This window comes from Stenotrophomonas sp. STEN020, assembly GCF_056760195.1.
The window spans coordinates 82,443-100,408 of record NZ_JBRREI010000005.1 but is presented as its reverse complement, the minus strand read 5'-3'; the positions used below and the strand labels follow the sequence as shown (position 1 = coordinate 100,408).

Annotated in this window: 21 protein-coding genes; 13 read left to right on the top strand and 8 right to left on the bottom strand. The window is 58.4% G+C overall.

From position 1 onward, the window contains the following. The first annotated feature begins 345 nt into the window (after window positions 1–345). Window positions 346–975, top strand: coding sequence for a hypothetical protein (locus tag ACVOLZ_RS03900; protein ID WP_481515124.1), 630 nt, complete (start codon window positions 346–348; stop codon window positions 973–975). Window positions 976–1,197: 222 nt separating this feature from the next. On the opposite strand, the gene ACVOLZ_RS03895 is transcribed toward ACVOLZ_RS03900, so the two are convergent. Together ACVOLZ_RS03895 and ACVOLZ_RS03890 are read right to left on the bottom strand one after the other, a co-directional pair. After that, entirely contained in the window at window positions 1,198–1,656 is a 459-nt protein-coding gene (locus ACVOLZ_RS03895; RefSeq protein ID WP_481515123.1) for a hypothetical protein, read from the bottom strand. A gap of 10 nt (window positions 1,657–1,666) precedes the next feature. Then, window positions 1,667–2,692, bottom strand: a complete 1,026-nt coding sequence (locus ACVOLZ_RS03890; RefSeq protein ID WP_481515122.1) for an esterase/lipase family protein — start codon at window positions 2,690–2,692, stop codon at window positions 1,667–1,669. A 371-nt stretch (window positions 2,693–3,063) separates the two neighbouring features. Here ACVOLZ_RS03890 and ACVOLZ_RS03885 point away from each other — a divergent pair, with 371 nt between their 5' ends. From ACVOLZ_RS03885 to ACVOLZ_RS03870, 4 genes are all read left to right on the top strand, one after another. Continuing rightward, window positions 3,064–4,653: a S8 family peptidase gene (locus tag ACVOLZ_RS03885; protein WP_481515121.1), complete on the top strand. Its 1,590-nt coding sequence runs from the start codon at window positions 3,064–3,066 to the stop codon at window positions 4,651–4,653. A 38-nt stretch (window positions 4,654–4,691) separates the two neighbouring features. Then, window positions 4,692–5,696 carry a hypothetical protein gene (locus ACVOLZ_RS03880; protein ID WP_481515120.1) on the top strand — a complete coding sequence of 335 codons (1,005 nt, stop codon included), beginning with the start codon at window positions 4,692–4,694 and terminating at the stop codon, window positions 5,694–5,696. Window positions 5,697–6,351: 655 nt separating this feature from the next. Further along, window positions 6,352–7,308: a DUF932 domain-containing protein gene (locus ACVOLZ_RS03875; RefSeq protein ID WP_481515119.1), complete on the top strand. Its 957-nt coding sequence runs from the start codon at window positions 6,352–6,354 to the stop codon at window positions 7,306–7,308. Further along, window positions 7,305–7,799 (top strand): JAB domain-containing protein, encoded by a 495-nt coding sequence (locus ACVOLZ_RS03870; RefSeq protein WP_481515118.1) that lies wholly within the window; start codon window positions 7,305–7,307, stop codon window positions 7,797–7,799. The genes ACVOLZ_RS03875 and ACVOLZ_RS03870 overlap by 4 nt, the downstream gene beginning before the upstream one ends. Window positions 7,800–8,030: 231 nt before the next feature. Here the strand turns inward: ACVOLZ_RS03870 and ACVOLZ_RS03865 are convergent, their stop codons facing one another. After that, window positions 8,031–8,414, bottom strand: coding sequence for a helix-turn-helix domain-containing protein (locus tag ACVOLZ_RS03865; protein ID WP_481515117.1), 384 nt, complete (start codon window positions 8,412–8,414; stop codon window positions 8,031–8,033). Window positions 8,415–8,656: 242 nt separating this feature from the next. Here ACVOLZ_RS03865 and ACVOLZ_RS03860 point away from each other — a divergent pair, with 242 nt between their 5' ends. The 6 genes from ACVOLZ_RS03860 (at window position 8,657) to ACVOLZ_RS03835 (ending at window position 12,211) form a co-directional block, all read left to right on the top strand. Next, window positions 8,657–8,932: a J domain-containing protein gene (locus ACVOLZ_RS03860; protein WP_481515116.1), complete on the top strand. Its 276-nt coding sequence runs from the start codon at window positions 8,657–8,659 to the stop codon at window positions 8,930–8,932. Between the two features lie 22 nt (window positions 8,933–8,954). Further along, window positions 8,955–9,170, top strand: coding sequence for a hypothetical protein (locus ACVOLZ_RS03855; RefSeq protein ID WP_481515115.1), 216 nt, complete (start codon window positions 8,955–8,957; stop codon window positions 9,168–9,170). A gap of 2 nt (window positions 9,171–9,172) precedes the next feature. Beyond that, a complete protein-coding gene (locus tag ACVOLZ_RS03850; RefSeq protein WP_481515114.1) occupies window positions 9,173–9,442 on the top strand; it encodes a hypothetical protein in 270 nt (89 codons plus the stop codon). A gap of 107 nt (window positions 9,443–9,549) precedes the next feature. Continuing rightward, window positions 9,550–10,500, top strand: a complete 951-nt coding sequence (locus ACVOLZ_RS03845) for a toxin-antitoxin system YwqK family antitoxin (RefSeq protein WP_481515113.1) — start codon at window positions 9,550–9,552, stop codon at window positions 10,498–10,500. Between the two features lie 104 nt (window positions 10,501–10,604). After that, window positions 10,605–11,216 (top strand): hypothetical protein, encoded by a 612-nt coding sequence (locus ACVOLZ_RS03840; protein ID WP_481515112.1) that lies wholly within the window; start codon window positions 10,605–10,607, stop codon window positions 11,214–11,216. Between the two features lie 221 nt (window positions 11,217–11,437). Beyond that, window positions 11,438–12,211 (top strand): MobA/MobL family protein, encoded by a 774-nt coding sequence (locus ACVOLZ_RS03835; RefSeq protein ID WP_481515111.1) that lies wholly within the window; start codon window positions 11,438–11,440, stop codon window positions 12,209–12,211. Between the two features lie 204 nt (window positions 12,212–12,415). Here ACVOLZ_RS03835 and ACVOLZ_RS03830 read toward each other — a convergent pair whose 3' ends face one another. The 4 genes from ACVOLZ_RS03830 to ACVOLZ_RS03815 form a co-directional block, all read right to left on the bottom strand. After that, entirely contained in the window at window positions 12,416–13,882 is a 1,467-nt protein-coding gene (locus ACVOLZ_RS03830) for a YfjI family protein (RefSeq protein WP_481515110.1), read from the bottom strand. Continuing rightward, window positions 13,879–14,178 (bottom strand): hypothetical protein, encoded by a 300-nt coding sequence (locus ACVOLZ_RS03825; protein WP_481515109.1) that lies wholly within the window; start codon window positions 14,176–14,178, stop codon window positions 13,879–13,881. The genes ACVOLZ_RS03830 and ACVOLZ_RS03825 overlap by 4 nt, the downstream gene beginning before the upstream one ends. A 10-nt stretch (window positions 14,179–14,188) precedes the next feature. Next, complete coding sequence (locus ACVOLZ_RS03820; RefSeq protein ID WP_481515108.1) at window positions 14,189–14,563, bottom strand: helix-turn-helix transcriptional regulator; 375 nt, start codon at window positions 14,561–14,563, stop codon at window positions 14,189–14,191. A gap of 99 nt (window positions 14,564–14,662) precedes the next feature. Beyond that, the gene (locus ACVOLZ_RS03815) at window positions 14,663–15,655 is read right to left on the bottom strand and encodes a hypothetical protein (RefSeq protein ID WP_481515107.1); all 993 of its coding nucleotides are present in this window, start codon (window positions 15,653–15,655) and stop codon (window positions 14,663–14,665) included. 304 nt (window positions 15,656–15,959) lie between these two features. Between ACVOLZ_RS03815 and ACVOLZ_RS03810 the strand changes: the two genes are divergently transcribed. Both ACVOLZ_RS03810 and ACVOLZ_RS03805 read left to right on the top strand, forming a co-directional pair. Continuing rightward, entirely contained in the window at window positions 15,960–16,619 is a 660-nt protein-coding gene (locus ACVOLZ_RS03810; RefSeq protein ID WP_481515106.1) for a GGDEF domain-containing protein, read from the top strand. A gap of 85 nt (window positions 16,620–16,704) precedes the next feature. Then, window positions 16,705–17,175: a hypothetical protein gene (locus tag ACVOLZ_RS03805; RefSeq protein ID WP_481515105.1), complete on the top strand. Its 471-nt coding sequence runs from the start codon at window positions 16,705–16,707 to the stop codon at window positions 17,173–17,175. A 25-nt stretch (window positions 17,176–17,200) separates the two neighbouring features. On the opposite strand, the gene ACVOLZ_RS03800 is transcribed toward ACVOLZ_RS03805, so the two are convergent. Further along, entirely contained in the window at window positions 17,201–17,962 is a 762-nt protein-coding gene (locus ACVOLZ_RS03800) for an EAL domain-containing protein (protein WP_481515104.1), read from the bottom strand. Between the last annotated feature and the right edge of the window lie 4 nt (window positions 17,963–17,966).

Below are 17,966 nucleotides of genomic sequence, written 5' to 3'. Positions count from 1 at the left end.
CCAGTCTCACCGCTTAGTACTGGATGCGAGAAGTAGCGGAACAATACGCTGGAATCAACCAGAGAAGTTGGGAAGGCGCCGATGTTGAAGGCTAGCTCACCTGGAGAACGTCTGCTCATGGTCGCACGGCGTCATACGACCCAAAGCGGGCATCAGAGCTTCTAACGGAGCGAGCTTGCGGTGGTCACTGAGCCCTCTGCTGGGTCCGGTTATAAGCTGGCTTGTTAGCTGGACCCCACCCGGCCTAAGATCGGGCTGTATCAAGGGGAAAGCCCACCGTACGGTGCTTTGTGGGCAATTCGTATAACCGGACCCACGTGTCCGTCTACTAGGTAGTTAGCGGCCATGAAAGATAAATCGCTTGCTGAGAGACTCATTTACCTAGATACCGACTTTATTACACGCCTCTATGAGGCGGAATTCGATATCTCACCAAAGACTCTAATCACTCGGACGCAAGCAATGCAGGCTGGCGTTTCTGTTGCATTGTTCTCCGGTGGCGGAAGTTCCAGCGAGAGCAAGTCTTACTCAGTATCGACTTTGGAGATGCTCGATCAACTAACCAAACGACTAGCAAAGTATCCTGATCTTGCCCATGACCAAGAAATGGACAGCCCGTCCACGTACGTTTGGGTAGATGGCGCCTTGGGTATTAGCAAAGTCAAAGTTACTCGCTCATCCCACACAATCAAGTTGATCGGCAAGCCTGACCCAAACAAGCCAGGCAAGGCTGAGGAGTACGTCGGTGAAGAAGCTTTTTTTGCACTAAAGAGTGGAGATACAAAATTTGCCCTTTCCCCGACAGATGAGTACTTCGTCCCTGGGGTTGCATCCTTCAAGGGCCTCTCTCATCTAGTCATTGATCGTCTTTCGTTGCCTTGCAGGGCGCTACTCCGAGTGTTCTCCGCCAATACGTTGTTCGGCGAGTGGATCGCTACGCCATTGGTCATCTATGATCTGGCCGACCGCCAATAGCTATTTCAAGCCGAACCCGCTTCGCGGCGCAGCTTTATTCAGGCGTTGAACGTCTGATCTTGGCCGTAGGGCGTCATTCGACCCAAACCGGACATGTGGAGGAACAGGGCCGTTGGCCGAAAAGAGGGTGGGCTCAGACCACTCCATGGGGGAACGTCAACGGAAGGCGCGTACCGGTAGCCTAGGTCTGAACCATCGAACGGCCGCCCGTTGCCGGAGCCCTCAGAGTTCCGCCAAAGGCCCTTTCACGAACGCAGCTGCTTCGCCGGTACCCGACCAAATGCCCGGAAACCGAATCAGCAACTCGAAGAAGTGCCACCCCCGCGGGCCGGAGCGGCGCGCGGGCGCAATCGCGACCACAGAACCCTCCTGCATGCAGGTATAGAGAAACTCGGCGAGATTGGCCCCAGGGCGTTGCGAGCGCCCCTCTCGTGGCCGAAGCTCGTCTCCGCGCGTGAAGATCGAGCTCTGATAGAGCACGCCCTCGAATCCGAGTGATTCGACAACCTCCTCGAAAAGCGGTTGTATCGTGTCCACCGTCGGCCGACCCGTCTGCGTCGCAGGAATGTCGCAACAGCCAGACTCGACCCGGCCGGCATTGATGTAGCAATAGGCGAACTGGCCGATTTGGCAGGTAACCGCGCCGCCGGGAGGGGATGGGCAGGGGCATTGTGTGGTCATGGACGTGGCTTCACTGGAAGGACGGCAATGCCGTGGTTTCACGGATGGTGACCCTGTAGTCTCGGATGGCGCGGGACGGGAACGCGGTCGCGACTGCTTCCAGCAGATCTTCCCTGCTCGAACCGGAAACCTGTCGATCGATGACGGAAGTTATATCGCGTTCGCCTGGCGTCAAACCGCTCAAGTCCACATCTAGTTGCAGCGTCTGGCAGGTGACGCGCATCGCCTGGGCAAACGTCGTACCCGCGGGAATCATGACGTGGTGCATCGATACGCGCTGTCGCAAATCCTTGGCGAAGTTGCGCAACGCGATGTGCTGGAACGCGCCTACGTCTGCCGGCTTGGCGACCGTGAAGTGATCGGTCCCGGCGACCTTGATGGAATCGGCGAAGAAGGCCGCTCCCTCGATCGCGCGAACGACGGGCGGCAGCCAGGGAAGCCACTTGAGTGCGATGGGCAGCTCCTCGAGCAGTTCCTTGCCGAAAATCTTGATCGCGCCGTTGTCGTAGAGATTGCGGAAGTCCTTTCTCAGGTCGTGAAGCCAGATGTTCTTTTCACTACTGGAGAGCGCCATGGCTTGAATGTGCCCCATGAATCCGGTTAGCGGCAGGAACCATGTCGCCCATCGCGAGCCCATGGAGGGCGAAGCCACGAGAAACACGCCGACCAGATTCATGCCCGCCTTGGAAAGATCCTGTTGTCGCATGACGAGCATTCGGCGCACAACGATTCCGCCCATGCTGTGACAGACGAACAGCGGAACCTTGCCGGCCTGCGCCATTTCGGCATCCCTCAACAACTCCCATAGCGTTTCGGCGGCGTCCGTGATGGAGAAACGCGTGCCCGTGACGGCGGACTTGTACGTGAACGTGGAAATTCCACATCCCGCAAACGACGGATCGTCATGCACGATCTGCGGCCACGAAATGCCGGCCTTGTTAGTCCAGCACGCGTCCGCATCCGAAAGAATGCCGTGGACGAAGATCAGAACCGGGTCAGATGCTTTCGCCGGTGCCCTCAATTCCTTGAGCGTCATGCTACCCCCTGATACCTCCGTGCCACCCGCAGGCCACGCGAGGTTGATCCAGAATCCTCGGGACTCGTGTGCCCCATGATAGACCATGGAAAGCGCCGATGAGCAATCCCTGCGCTGCGAGTATTTGACCGCGCGAAGCTGATCCAACCGGCCTGACTTTGTTGGTCGCGTGCACCGGATTTCGTATGGCCAATGGGAGCAATCGACTTCATTCGCCCTTCCGACGAACGGTCGTCCGGGCTTTTCAGGACACCACGTTGACTCGCAAAGACGAGCGGGAATTTGCTCGTCCCGGCAACCGCCGCATTTGGATTTGACTCCCGGGCACGGGGGTGTATCGTCGAACCGGGGAATCAAAAGGAGTTGGCACCATGGGAATCAACCAAGGCAAGCCGCTACAGCAATCTCCCTCCGACTATCCGCGGCACATCGTTGTCCGGCTCAGCGAAGCGGCCGCTTCGGTCCAGCAGGCGAGAACGCTGGGGACCTCCTTCAAGGCGCTGGATGGCATGTCGCTTCGGCTCTATGTGCCGAGCGCCCATGCGCCGCCGCCCTCACGCAAGCCCGGCGTCGGGGGCGGCGAAGCCCTGCGACGGCTGCAGCGCTACCACGTCGTCGACCTAGCGTCGTCCGACGACGCGGAGCGCGTCCTGAAAGAGCTGTTCGCGACGCCGGGCGTCGAAACGGCCTATCTCGAACCCGAGCCGCTGCCGCCGCCGGTGGACCCGGACGACGACCCGCTCAGCGCGAATCAGCTCTACCTCGACGCGGCGCCGCGCGGCATCGATGCGCGCTGGGCTTGGAGCCGCAGCGACGGCGACGGCGTGACTGTCGTCGATATGGAGCAGGGCTGGACCCTCAACCACGAGGATCTGCAGGCCGCCGCCATCGACCTCATTTCCGGCCAGAACCGCGCCTGGCACGGGCACGGCACGGCCGTCCTCGGCGAGTTGGCCGGCGTCGACAACACCATCGGCGTCGTCGGCATTGCTCCCGGCGCGCGGACGAGGGTGGTCTCGGAATGGCGTACCGCGACCGACTACAACACCGCCGATGCGATCGTATCCGCTTCGTCGGTGATGGAGCCCGGCGACGTCCTGCTGCTCGAAGCACAGACCCGCTATGGGACCGTCGTCAACGTTCCGGTCGAAGTCCACGACGCGATCTTCGACGCCATCCGCGACGCGGTCGACAACGGCATCATCGTGGTCGAGGCCGCCGGCAACGGCAGCGTCGACCTAGACACCTTCCAGACCGCGGACGGTCGGCGCATCCTCAGTCGCACCAGCCCGCATTTCCGTGACTCGGGGGCGATCCTTGTCGGCGCCGCGCGCGCGCTCGTCCCGCACGTGCGCAGCGGCTTCTCGAACTTCGGCAGCCGAATCGACTGCTACGGCTGGGGTGACAGCATCGACACCTGCGGAGACGGCCAGACCGGCAACCTCACCAACAGCTACACCACCGACTTCGGGGGAACCTCGGGCGCGTCACCGATGGTGACCGGCGCCGCAGCACTGCTGCAGTCCTGGCACAAGCGCGTCTTCCGCAAGACTCTCTCGCCCAACGAGATGCGCGGGCTGCTCAGCGATCCCGCGCGCAACACCGCCAGCCAAGCCCCGGCGACCGACCGGATCGGCGTGATGCCGAATCTGCGGCAGCTCATCGGGTCAATGGAAGTCCGCTACCCAATGCTCGATGCTGACCGCTGGTCGATCGTCGTGCGCATTCTGTTCGGCGTCATCGACGACGCCGGCGGCGTCGTCATCGTTCCCGGCAAGGGGCCGGTCCCGATCGATCCATGGGCCGGGCGGGTGAGGCAGCCATCCGCGGAACTCGGCGACATGCTCGCGTCGCTGGCGATGTACGACTTGGCGTCGCTCATCAAGAACGACGCTCATCGCGAAAAGTTGAAAGCGGGTGCCGTGGAGGGAATTGCCGCAGTGGTAGGCAAGATGCGTTAGCCATCATCGTTGCATCAACCAAACAAGGGGAAATTGCCATGAGGACCATGCTGATCGCGGCGAGCACTGTCGCGTTCGCCTGCTGTGCCGGTGCCGGTCATGCGAACGATACGAAGCTGAAGCCGTACACCGAGATTCGTGTGGCCCAGTTCCGGCCAGGGGAACATCTGCTGAGGAAGGATGAGGCTCCCTGGATGGACACCAGGATCGCGGCAGCCTGCACGCCCCAGGACCGGGCTGCGACGCCGCCGGCCGCGCCGTTGGTCGCGGCCATCGGCGGAATCATCATCAATTGGCTGTTCGAACGGGGCGGGAAAGCGATCAGCAAGCGGCTTCAAGAGAAGATCGACAAGTACACCACAACCTCAACCAACAAGCAGGTCTACCGTAACATGTTCGATCCAGGCCTGTGGCAAGCTGATGAATCGTGCGTCCTCGTCCAGCGCGTCCATTGCAGCGCTCCGGCCGGTGATATCGAATCCGGACGCGCACATTGCAAGGCAGACGACAAAGCGGGGTTGACTGTGGGGCTCCGGTTGAAGCGGGAGGCGGATCTCCTTCGTGTGCTGCCGTATGCCGAGGAAGTGACAAGTATCGATCCGAAGAGGCCGAGCCACGACGGCGGTGATGTGTCGATCGCCATCACTTTCAGGATCGAAGCATTCGGTCGGAGCGCCGACGGTTCCGGCTATCCCTGGAAGTCCCAGGATGTGGTGGTTGCATCAATGGACTGCGCCGTTGAGAAGGACAAGAAGGCGCGTAAAAGCCGTAGTTCTGGCGAGCCGGTCGCGGCGCGCAACGTGATCGGGACGTGCAAGGAGGACCATTTCACGGGACCGGGCTGGACGGGCGCGTGGCAGTACGCCCACGTCCTACCCATGCCGCCACCGACCCAGCAGGCGTTCGTCTTCACCATGGCCGACGTCGGCAAACCGTCGCGCAGCCTCGAGATCTTCAAGGAGTTCTTCGACGCGGCCGGCTCTGATCTGTCCGGGGCGTTGAGCGAAGCCCTGCAGAAGAGGATCAAACTGAAGGAAGACTGATTGCATCATCCGTTGAAGCGTGGCCCTGCGTTGTCGCAGGGCCGTGTGGCCGGGCAGTGCTCCGCGTACCGCTGAGTTGCTCGTCGCTACCTCGATGCCTCGGAACTGAGGGTCGGGCATGGAACGCATGTGGCAGGTTTACAGGCCAGCGGGCTCGGCGCCAAGGGTATGTGCAAGCATTGCAGGATAGCGATGTGGAATATCGCCAGAAATCTTTGCATTGCACGTCGGGACTCCCACGAAAGGCTGGCCTGTCCAAGTACGAGTCTGGGCTAACGAAAAATGTCCGCTCTTGGCTGGTAGCCGCCGGTCGGCATGTATCTGCCTAGATGTCAGGCTGCATCGGCGTCCCGTATTCGATTGGAAACTATTTCAGACCCTTAGTACTTCGCTGAAGCAGGATCCCCCTGCTTTGCGCGTGCGCCGCGCGTAGGCGTATCGCTTCGAGTACTAGGCATGAAGGATAAATCCGAGTTCCTCTACTGCGTCTTCATCGTGGCTGCGGCCATCTTGTCGGCCGTAGCCCGTTGTTCGTTCACCCGCCCCGACCAGTTCGGTCGCGATTCCTACGACTAAACCAACAACCCAGATAGACGCACAAGGCCCGGCACTGTCCGGGCCTTGTGCGTTATGCCGTCTATGAAAGGAGACCGAGATGCATCACGTTGAAACCATGGCCTATGCAGGCCAAGTCCCATGGCATGGCATCGGAAGCCAGTTGGCTACAGGGCAGTCCATTGAAGTATGGCGCGAGCGCGCCGGCATGAACTGGTCTTTGGAGGAAACCGAAGTGCGATTCGCCGCCGAGGCTGAAGATCAGTATCCGGTTCGGGCGTTTCCTGGGCAGAAGGTGCTCTATCGCTCTGACACCAAGCGACCTTTGGCAGTGGTGTCCAAGCGCTATCAAGTAGTCCAGCCGCGGGAGATCCTTGAGTTCTACCGCGACCTGACGCGGAACAGCGGCTTTGAGCTGGAGACAGCAGGCGTCTTGCGCGGTGGGCGGAAGTTCTGGGCATTGGCCCGTACTGGGCAGGGTGTGGCCCTAAAGGGCCAGGATCAAGTCAATGGATACCTTCTGTTGGCTACGGCCTGTGACGGAACCTTGGCTACCACCGCCCAGTTCACCTCAGTTCGCGTGGTATGTAACAACACCCTGCAGATCGCTGTTGGGGATCGAACCGGAGCCATCAAGGTCCCGCACCGCAGTGCCTTCGATGCTGACAGGGTCAAGAGTCAGCTGGGTATTGCCGGCGAGGGCTGGCACGGCTTCGTCGAGCGGATGCGAGTCCTCTGCGATACACCGGTAAACCCTGATTCGGTCGATGGGGTGCTGCGCAACTTGCTCACATATCCAGCGACTCAGAATGGAAAGGCAATCGTGAACGAGCAGGCCGTAGCCAAGGTGCGAGCGCTGTACGACGGGCAAGGGAGGGGGGCGAGCCTGAAAACCAGCAAGGGCACGGCGTTTGGCTTACTCAACAGCATCACCGAGTTCGTGGACCACCATCGCCGGGCGCAGAGTACGGAGAACCGCTTGGATGCAGCGTGGTTTGGCCAAGGGGCATTGCTAAAGCAGAAGGCTTGGAAGGAACTGTTAGGGGAAGCCGCATGAACGTCTCTCTGCAGAAGCTATCCGTGGAAGAGCTGCCTGGAAGTTTGAACGAGCGTGACAGCTCCGTCTTGGCTCAAGCAGTGGAAATCCTTGAGAGCAGAGCAATGGTCAGTGGCTTCCTATTGGGAGATCCCGATATTGCCGGAAGGTTTTTCCGTCTGCGTCTAGGGAATGAGATCCGTGAGCACTTCGAGGTGGCGTTTCTTAATAACCGAAACCGCCTAATCGCCGTGGAGCGGCTGTTTTCTGGCTCCATAGATGGTGCTGAGATTCATCCGCGGATTGTCGTCCAACGTGCCTTGGCCCTGAATGCGGCAGCGGTCCTACTGGCGCACAACCACCCAAGCGGGCACTGCGAGCCGTCAGAAGCGGACCGAGCCATCACCAAGCGGTTGAAAGAAGTGCTGGCGATGGTGGAGGTGAGGGTTGTCGACCATCTTGTGGTGTCGGCAAGCCAAGGAACCTCGATGGCTCAGCTCGGGCAGATCTAAGGCCCGGATACCTAGGAGAACAGCATGAAGGAAACGGAGACGTCCTGGTCATCGACCAGGGCGGCAACAGCTCGTGCCAAAGCGGCCGATCTAGACCGACAGGCCCGGGAGGTAGAACGCTCAGCTGCCGATGGAAGCTGGCGCATGAGAGCGCGGCGTAGAGAGGCTGCGGAACGTCTACGGCGAATGGCAGGCCGATACTTAGTGGAGGCCCTGAAACTTGAAGAAAGGCTAGGCGCCCGGCTTACCCAGGATCTCTTCGAGTAGTGCCTTCCGACGTACCGCGGGAAGGCTAGCAAGCGCGGCCAAGACCTCAGCGAGACGAGCCTGCTGTACTTCGCTTTCATCACCGATCAAAAGGATCGCGTCTGCCATGGCAGCGGATGACGCCAACAAGTACGCGGCCGGCACCTGAAGCGCGTCAGCCAGAGAGAACAGTGATTCCAAACTTATGGCCATGGACTCGCTCTCGTAGCGGCTTATGCGTGCCGAGGCAGTGTCCTTATCAAGTCCCATTTGAACTCCGACTTCGCGTTGGCTAAGCCCTCGAAGCAGTCGGGCTTGGCGCAGACGCGCAGCCACCACGCCTCGGGGTTCGAGGGCAGGGCCGGCCATTAGCAGGAGGTGACCGATGTAGTCATGCCAACAGGATGACGGATGATCTACGCCCCGGGTAGACTCTACGTATCACGTAAGTCTATTGCAAGTCTTGAGCTTGGCTCTGTGTTCGCTGCTGGCGTGGCAGGGGAATCGAGCGGTCATGTTGAGGAAGGAAGAAGTAGGGGAGCTATTGCCATGGATATAGCCGGCACAACGAATGGAGGCACATCGATGGCTCATCCTCAGGAGAGGGCCTGATGGCGGATGAAAACCGCTACGAAGTCCTTGGGGTACGCCCCGAGGCACCCATCTGGGAAATAGAGCTGGCCTACAAGGGGCGGCGAAGCCAGTACCACCCTGACCGGTACGCAGTGGGTGACGAGGCTGCGGTGGCATGGGCAACGGCCAAGATGCAGGCCGTAAACAAGGCCTACGCCGTCCTCAAGGATCCGGACCAACGCGAATGCTTCAACCCTGATGACCTGCGGACCCTGTTCGTGGCTGTCAGCCAATACCTGCAAGAAACCAACTGACTTCAACCACCAAAGGGATGACATGAGGTACCTGATAGGCCTGTACGGCGTGACCGTTCTAATTGCGGCCATCTGTTTCGATATCTGGGGCCGCTACGCGTACAAGGGCTTCTTCTACAGCCTAGGACAGGGCCTGATCTGGCCCGCAGTGGTTTTCCCTTCGCTAGGGAAGATGATCGGAGGGGTGATCTGGATAGTGGTGATCTTCTGCCTGCTTGTATTCGTGAGGAGGCGATAAGCATGGGATCGAGAATCCAAAAGATGCTCACGGTTGCACTCATCACGCTGGGCCTGTGCGCGTGCAGCAGCGAACTGGATAAGGTTCGAGGCCAGTTCATCGACAGCTGCATGAGCGGTGGTGGATCCAAGTCCAACTGCAAATGCGCTATCGACAAGCTGCAGGACCACTACGGCGAAAAGGGCCTTCTGGCTATCGACGCACAGGGCTATCCCCCAGCGGACTTTGTGGACCAGCTCGGAATAGCAGCCAACCAGTGTCGGAATCGTTGACCGGTCATCCCCAATAGATCAACGGCTGTGCGGGCGACAGCGGGGCAATTAGCTGCCTGTCCCGCGCCTGTGCGGTCTGCTCAGAAAACACACTCACAAGGAATCTCATGAAAGGCATCAAATACGTAGCAGTCATGACGGCTGCGCTTCTTCTGGCGGGTTGTAGCAAGCCGGTCCTTGACTGGCGTAACGCGGACCTGAGTAACGGCAAGATCTACAAAGCCGGTGCGAACGAGCCCTTCGATGGTCAGGTGACCGGAGTACCCCACAGCCAGATCGAACCGCTGCTGGGTCCGCTGCGGAAGATCTTCCAAAACCTCAATACCAATCAGCCTACGAGCATGACTGCGCTGCTTGGGAACATGGACTACGTCTGCGACGTGGACGTGGAGGAGGGCCTGGTGGGAGGCCACTACATCTGTCGGTACCCGCAGTCACAGGTGGTGGCATATGAAGGTCGGCGCACAGATGGAGGCCTTGACGGTGAAACGGTGTTCCACACCAAGGCTGGCAATCCAGGTGTTGTTCTCGGGATGAAGGATGGAAAGGTCAATGGACGCATCCAGATCTATTTCGCTGACAACCCGAAGCAGCTCTCTTATGAAGCTGCTGCAGTCGATAGTGCACTGGAGGGTGAGGCCATCGCCTACTACCCGGATGGCAAGGTCAAGACAAAAGGCAGCTTCAAGGGAAGTGTCCCAATTGGCGTGTGGGAGGCCTACTGGGAGCAGAACGCGGCAGTCTCAGAGCGTGTGATGTACGAGAGCGGCAAGGTGGTCTCGCAGGCCCGCTACCTCCAGGACGGCACTGAGTACCTGACAGAGCCAGAGATGTGGGCACTCCACCGTTCTATCTCGGAGAGCGATGACTTCACGCTGACACCGAAGCAAGACGTACTGCTGGCAGAGGCTGAGAAGCGATACGGGTCAATTCGCCTGAAGACACCCTCGCAGCGCGAGGCTGCATCCAAGGCCAGGCAGGAAGCCATCCGAGCTAGCAAGCTCGCCCGCGGTCTAGATCCAGACTGCTGGGTCTGTGACGGATCCGATAAGCGCTAGTGCTGGGTGGATCGTTCGATAAGGGCGGGCGTGCGCAAGCACGTCCGCCTCTACCCCGTGATTTTGTTTTGCCTCATAGAAGCAGGCATAGAGAAGGAATGTTTATGAAAAACGTTCGCGTACCACTGTTGTTGGTGTCAGCAGTGATGGCACTGGCAAGCTGCAAGAAGGAAGAGCCGCTTACGCAGGCTGGTGACATCAACCTGGCTGGCTGCGAAGTAACCGCAGGGCTGACCGCAGCGCAGGCAGAGGAGGTGGACTGCGCGCCTGAGAAGGAAGCGGTTGCGCCAGTTGCCCAGGGAGCCGCAGCCACAGATGACCAAGTGATCAAGGAAGCATTGGACCGTCAGGCCTTCATATACGAACAAGCCGAAGAAGATGCCGAAGCTAGGCGTTCAACGACACGGGATCTGAACGGTGACGGTGTAGATGACCTAACGGTCGTGTATGTCCTCACGGCTACAAATGGGGGAAACGGCTATGCCACCCACCTGGCAGCCTTTGTTCGTGAGGACTCTGGCTTGAAGTTTGCTAGCTCCATTCCTGTAACCGGATACGGGCAGGCGGTAAAGGACTTCGCGGTGGTAAACGGAGTGCTGACGCTAACGGCGCTAGTGGCTGGTCCTGGGGATGGGACGTGTTGTCCGTCGTTAGAGCAGGTTCGGCGCTTTGCACTTGTAGACGGAGAGTGGAAGGAGGTCAGTCAGCCAATGTGAATCCGTCGAAGAGAGCAGCTGGATAGATTCACACCCTTGCTGCTGTAAATCTCTACGCTCAGATGCATAAGGTATGAGAGAAGGCAAGTTGCACCGAGTATTCAAAGTGATCCCAACAGTTAGTGACTAAGCTGCTAGTAGTAGGGGGGAATAGCGATGCGCACTTACCGTTTCTCCTAAAAATTAAATACGGCAGCAGTTCAGCCGTACCACGAAGGCCAGTGACCAACGTCGCTGGCCTTTTCTTTTTCCTGAAGGAGGGGCTCAAGGTGGCAACGTTCCATGTTCAAGTGAAGACGGGTGGTAAGGGTAGGGCACAGGAGCATGGTGCCTACATTGCGCGAGAGGGACGGCACCGTGCACGCGGAGATCTGATTGATGCGGGGTATGGAAATCTACCTTCTTGGGCAGGCGATGACCCTTCACAGCTATGGCGGGGCGCAGACAGGTTCGAGCGGGAGAACGGAAGTGCATACCGGGAAGTGATCGTTGCATTACCCAATGAGCTGTTTGGGGAACAGTTACGTAACCTGGTAGCTGATTTGATCAAGCTCCTGGCGGGAACAAGACCGTATCAGTACGCGGTGCATTGCCCGCGGGCTTCACTCGACGGCAGGGTCAACACACACCTTCACTTGATGGTGTCAGATCGACTGCCCGATGGTATTGAGCGTCCAGCCAGCCAGATGTTCCGGCGGTTCAACGGCGTGAAGCCTGAAGCAGGCGGATGCAGGAAAGATGGCGGTGGGATGACTCGCGCCACGTTGGCAGACAGGCTGGTTGCACTTCGTGCCAATGTGGCGGGTGTGCTGAACTACCATCTGGAGCGAGGTGGGTTTGAAGGACGGGTTGATCATCGGTCCTTGCAAGAACAGGGAGTCCCCCGGTGGGCGGAACGGCATTTGGGGCCAGCTCGCATTCGCCGGATGTCCCCGGATGAACGGTCAGCCTACGTGGATACGAGGTACTACAGTGAGCGTAATGGTCGCCTCTGAGGCACTGGGAGGCCAGAATTAGTCAGGCGCTGGAATGCTGGTCGAACGCGTGAATTCCAAGCGACTCCGCTCCATTTGGGGCAAAGTCGCATTCAGTGCACGGGTTCCTGGCCAGTAAAAGTCAGATTGCTCGATTGGGTGTTCGCGGGACCGGCAGAAAAAAGGCCGCCCCGAAGGGCGGCCATTGTTGTGCCAATGGGTCGATCAGAGCGGCTTGTTGCGACCGAAGAACGATGGGTTGAGTTCAATCACGAGCTTGCTCTTGGGCTTGAAGAGGGAGTCGTTCACAACGCGGACAACGCCGTCATCTTGCAGCAGGGAAAGTGCTGCATCGAAACGGCCCTGGTTGCGGATCGGCCCCGACTTGCGAACATCATTGCGATAAGCGCGGTTGCGGTAGCGATCCCAGTACTTGGTGTCAAGGTACTTGAACAGGGCACGTGCGTCCTTCTCGTCCTCGGGTAGGTTGTTGTGACCGCCGAATTCCTCCCTGAATTCGTCCAGATAGAAGGACACGATGTTGATGGCGCGCTGCAAGGTGGCGCGCTCGATCAGATCACCATCGATACCTTCGAAATGATGCAGGATGCCCGCGACACGGCTAGATATTTCCATGGCCTTGGATGCAAAGTCCCGGATGTCCTCGTAGACGCAGCCCTTAGCCAACTTGGGCTCGAGCATTTCCTGGTGCTGCACCCACAGGATCTTCGCATCAGAGGAGAAGCGCAGCACCTTCTTACTCACATCACCTTCGGCGTGGCGCTTATCGCGGGCTTCTTGCAAATCATTCATTCGCTTGTGGAATGCTGAGATGTGCACACCGAGCGCCGGATCGCCGTCGGTTATCTCATTCGGCATGCGATAGCCTTGCGTCGACTCTGGGTGGCAGAAAAGAAAACGTGCGAGGAAGCCTGAAGCGCGTGCAGCGTTCTTCGGCCCGGTCAGGAAGTCCAAGAGCAGATCCTCCTGGATCATGAAGCTGAGCGTCAGTCGCGGATTCGTTGCCCTGACGATCTCGTCTGCACGATCAAGCAGCATCAGCAAGGGGCCATCCCACAGCTTGTTGAGGCTAGCCGCATTCTTGAATGCTCCGCTCTTGAGCAGGGTTGCACCTTCGTCGCTGAGCATTGCAATCGACTTGCTATCACCCTGAACGGCATTGATCAGGCCACGTTCGGTGGCGTCCTGAATGATCATGCGTGTGTACGCGGGCTTCTTCGGCTCGCTTGCCTTATGCTTATCGAAGCGCAGGCGTAGCTCGCTGGTATCCTCACCGTTGGTGAAGCTGCGCGAGATCAAACGCGCCAGCGCCTTGTTTTCGATCGCCCAGTAGCTATGGTCGAGCTCATGGCGCTCCATAGCCGCTTCCTGCGCTAAGGAGTGAGCAAGCTCGTAGTCGTAGATCGGCTTCATAACGTACTTGTCGGTGGCCGTCTTGCGCTCGCCAGATTCCGCGACGGTCGCAAGGTAGAGGGCACAGGGGGTCGTTGAGCCATACGGCAGCATGACGTCAATGTCCGACTGGCATGCGATCGACATGGCGGTCAGGAAGGAGGTCGCAACCAATGCGTCCGGTGCCTGAATCACGTCCATGGTTTCCTCGACGGCCAACTTCACGGTCTTGTAGAGCTCGTTCACGGGGAACGGATAGGTAGGGATGTGCTTCTTCATTCGTGGTCCTTGCTCAGTTCTTCGGTGTTGTCAGGGCGCTTGGCGTGGGACGCCATCAGTTCCTTGAAGCGCGCAGGGTGCAGCTTCAGTTTCTGTCCCTGAAGGACTTCCAAGATGGCCTTCTGGCTGACCTGCTTGTCGAGTAGTTCCACGATGGTCGGATACAGCAGGGCAAACAGCTGGGCGTTCTGATGGTGCTTCTTGGGCTGCAGGGCTTTCAGTGCATCGTTGCAACGCTCCGCTTGCGCCAGCAACAGGTCGTCCTGGGTGGGGGCAGGGGTAACTTTCGTGTTCATTGGCTGCTCCTCAGTGTGCCGGCTGCGCTGCAGCGCAGGCGCGGACATAACCCAGGACTTCCGAACGCCACCAGGCGGTGGGCGAGCGGTCGGAGGTGCCGAGCTTGAAAGGCTTCGGAGCGCGAGCGTCATAGCAGGGCAAGCGCGCATTGAGGCGTGCGTACCAGGTACTCTTGGACACACCCACGATGGCGAGCACTTCCGGCAGGCGAATTGCCTGATCGCAGGTAGGTGCGCTCTGGAGCGACTGAAGGATCGCTTCCAGGCGCTGCAGCGTGGTCTGGTCTACGAGCAGCGTGTCGGTACTGGACACGCTGCTGAGGGCTTCCTTCGAGCGGGAAGCATTGACGTGGCCGCGGTTAGCGGTTGAGGCGTTGTACGACATGAACTTTTCCTTGGTTGATCACGGTGTTCCGCGATTTGCCGAGGATTTTGGGTCGTCATGCCAAGGTTGCTAAGCCACGAACTAGTGGGTGGCTTTACTTTATTCTCGACGTTTGCTAGGTGCGTATTCGCGAGCCTTCTTAAGCAATCTGTTGAAACTTGAGTGAATTTTGGCGTATGGGGTCTTCTTCTCCCCCCAAGCAGTGATCATCTGGTGCATTCGATCCCCTACATTGTCGGGAGATTGCTCACCGCTGATATTCCATTTTGCGAAAGCAGATACGGCAACGTCGTACTTAGGATCATTCTGGATGAGCTGGGCGATCTTGCCGCTCAGGACGTCTGAAAACTGAATTTTTTCAGTGACTTGGTAGCTCTCCATTACTTCCAAAGCCGCTTCAGCAATGGCGTCTCGTGGCCCATTGTTCTCACCAAGTACGCGTGTTGCACGTTTGGATTCGGCTTCGGTTACCGGCGAGTGGGTTGTACCCAAGTAAAAGCTGCATTGAAGCAGGGCATGCATGGCTCGCTGTTCATCTGCAGTGTTGTACGCGTTCCTGGCTTCGATCCAAAACGCAATTGCAATTTCAAGCGCCCCATCAATGGTGATGGTTGCTTTTGGCTTGAGGGTGTCACGCTGCAGCTGAAGTTGCCGCAATTTTTCATATGCAACTTGGCCGTACTGGGCATGCTCGTCGTCACTTCGCGTCAGTTGCACCCCCGCCCATGCGTCAGCAATGTCATCGTCAAGCTTCTTGAATGCATCGGAATTCTTCAGAATGCTTGCAAGCTTCCAATTCGCATATGCGGTTGCGCTCCCTTCGTTCATGAGACGTTTGCAGGTCTTTTCCCATAGCGCCACAAATGGGCCTGGTTCGTACTGCCGGTTCTCATGTGCGCTTCTGATCATGTTAAGAAGGCGATCAAATAGCAGGCCCATGGCTGGGAGCATTTCACCACTGTTGTAGGTTCCAGTTGGGCGATGATTGGATGGGCGCGGTGAGGTCGGAACTAATGGCTGGATGGACGAGTCCATCTTCCAACTGGTATTCCGCCTGGAGGCGAGAGCGCTGTCCATATCCGTGTTGAGCATGAATTTCTTCCGTGGTTAGATTTTGCAAGGTGTGCCGCTCCTGAAGCCGTCTCGCAAGACGAAGTGGCAGATTGCGGATTGTGTCCTGAGTTTGGTCTACCGTCACGCTGCGATGGGTTGTCTATTCATAAATCCACCCGGCCTGTAGATGCCTAAGCGCTACCGCCCCAGATCTTTTTGGTTCAGCCGCATCAGGAAGTACAGGCGCCAGACGCATTCGTGGTTCCGGGCTTAATCAAAGCGCCGAAGTCACGCTCAGGAAATCGTCGCGCTCCAAATCGCGCATCGCCAAGTACTGAAACCGTTGCTGATCGCCCAGGAGCGAGTGATTCAACTGGCCTGGGATCTGCCAGGCGAAGAACGGACCGACACTCACCCGGTGGTAGAATTCCAGATGTTGTTTGACGCCATTGAAGTCCTGCGCTCCAAACTGTTCGAGCGGTCGGCCATCACTTCCGAGTTGAAAGTTCTGGCAGAGACAGACAGCCTGCCCGGTGTACTGAATCGGCGTGCACTGGAAATGGTTGTGCGGCAACGTTATCAGGGTCCGTTGCTGACACGACGAGGCGCCGTCATTTTGCTAGATGTGGATCGTTTCAAGGCCATCAACGATCAGTACGGGCATCCAGCCGGGGACGAAGTACTTGTCCAAGTTGCCCGCTTGTTGCTGGGTCTAGTGCGCGAGACCGACACTGTCGCGCGATATGGGGGTGAAGAATTTCTGATCTTGCTTTGGCCAGAGGATCTGTCAGGTGCTCGATACTTTGCAGAATCACTACGGGAAGCGCTCGAGGCACACAGCATTCAGACCCCCGATGGCATGCGGATTCGGGTAACGGCGAGCTTTGGTGTTGCCGAGGGATATCTGGATGCGCTCGGGTGGCGCGCACTAGTCCGGGCGGCCGATAACGCCATGTATCAAGCAAAGGAGCAGGGGCGAAACCAGGTTCAGGTCGCATCGTAGCGGTTTCCGTACCCCGTACTTCGATTCATCGTGACTTCCATTTCTTTCGTCTAAACTCCGCCGCCTTCCTGATTGGAGGTAGCGCATGAACATGGTCCGCTCCCTGGTCCCATTGATACTGATAACGGTCGTGGCAGGCTGTGCAACCCAAGCGAGACCTGGAGTCGATGCCCGGCCGGAAGGCGTGCCCGAAAAGTCTTTGCCAGGTACTTCCGGGCGAGTGGCAAGCCCGGTGCCTGCGTTCATGGGCGGTGGCAAGGATTGGACCATCAACATCAAATCTACGGGACAGGGCAATCATGACGTTGAGCTGGTTCGTGAAGGAGAGCGCATGGAAGGCACGCTTCTCTATCGCGGGCAGCCTGCGGATGCCCCCAGCTCGCTGTCGGTGTTGCTCGGAGAAGTCCAATCAGGTGGTAAGTCGCACGCCATCATCGTGGAAATCCTGCGTCAATCCTGTGTTGACGAGCGCGGCGTAGATACCCGTACGAGCGTATACATCACTCTGGAAGGCCAGCCGCAGTTACGCGGATGTGGACACTTGGCGGTTTACTGATTCGGGCTGAAGGCGCGGACGGAACCTATTGATGGCTCGCGTGCCAAGTAATGAACTCCTGCGCGGGCAGTGCCTTGGAGTACAGCCAACCCTGTCCCCAAGCGATACCCGATTCCCGGAGCAGATTGGCCTGCTCCGGGTGCTCAATGCCCTCCGCAACTACAACCCTTTGGCTGGCGCGGATCAGCGGAGAGAGTCCAGCCAGTAGTCCTTGGGAGTCAGGCGCATCGATATCATCCACGACGCGCTTGTCCAACTTCAATACGTCAACTGGTGTTTGGAACAGCACGAGCAGGTTGCTGTCGTCCATGCCCACATCGTCCAACGCAATACGCACCGAATCGGACGCCAAATCCTTAAGCTCCTCTAGCCCCACGGCATCCGGGATCCCCCGTTCCGTGATCTCTAGAATGATCTGTTGACGTACATCGATTAGGCGCGATTTCCTAGCGGCATACTCCAATCCGCCACGGCCGAGAATTTCCGGAGGTACATTGATGCTCAAGTGAGCATGGGGGTGCTGACGAAGCCATGCGCCAAGTTCAGTCTCGACAGTATCGATAACCCAGTAGGTCAGCAGCCCAGCAACAGGCGTTCCCTCGATGGATGGAATGAACTGCATGGGCATGATCACCTTCTCGCCACGCCGCCAGCGAACCAGCGCCTCGGCCCCCACACAACGGCCGCCGTTCTGCAGATCGACCGTGGGTAGGTACTCTAGGAAAAGTTCGCCGTTCAGCAGGGCGTCGCGGACTTCGTTCACGAGTAGCCGTGCGTCATCATTCACCGAT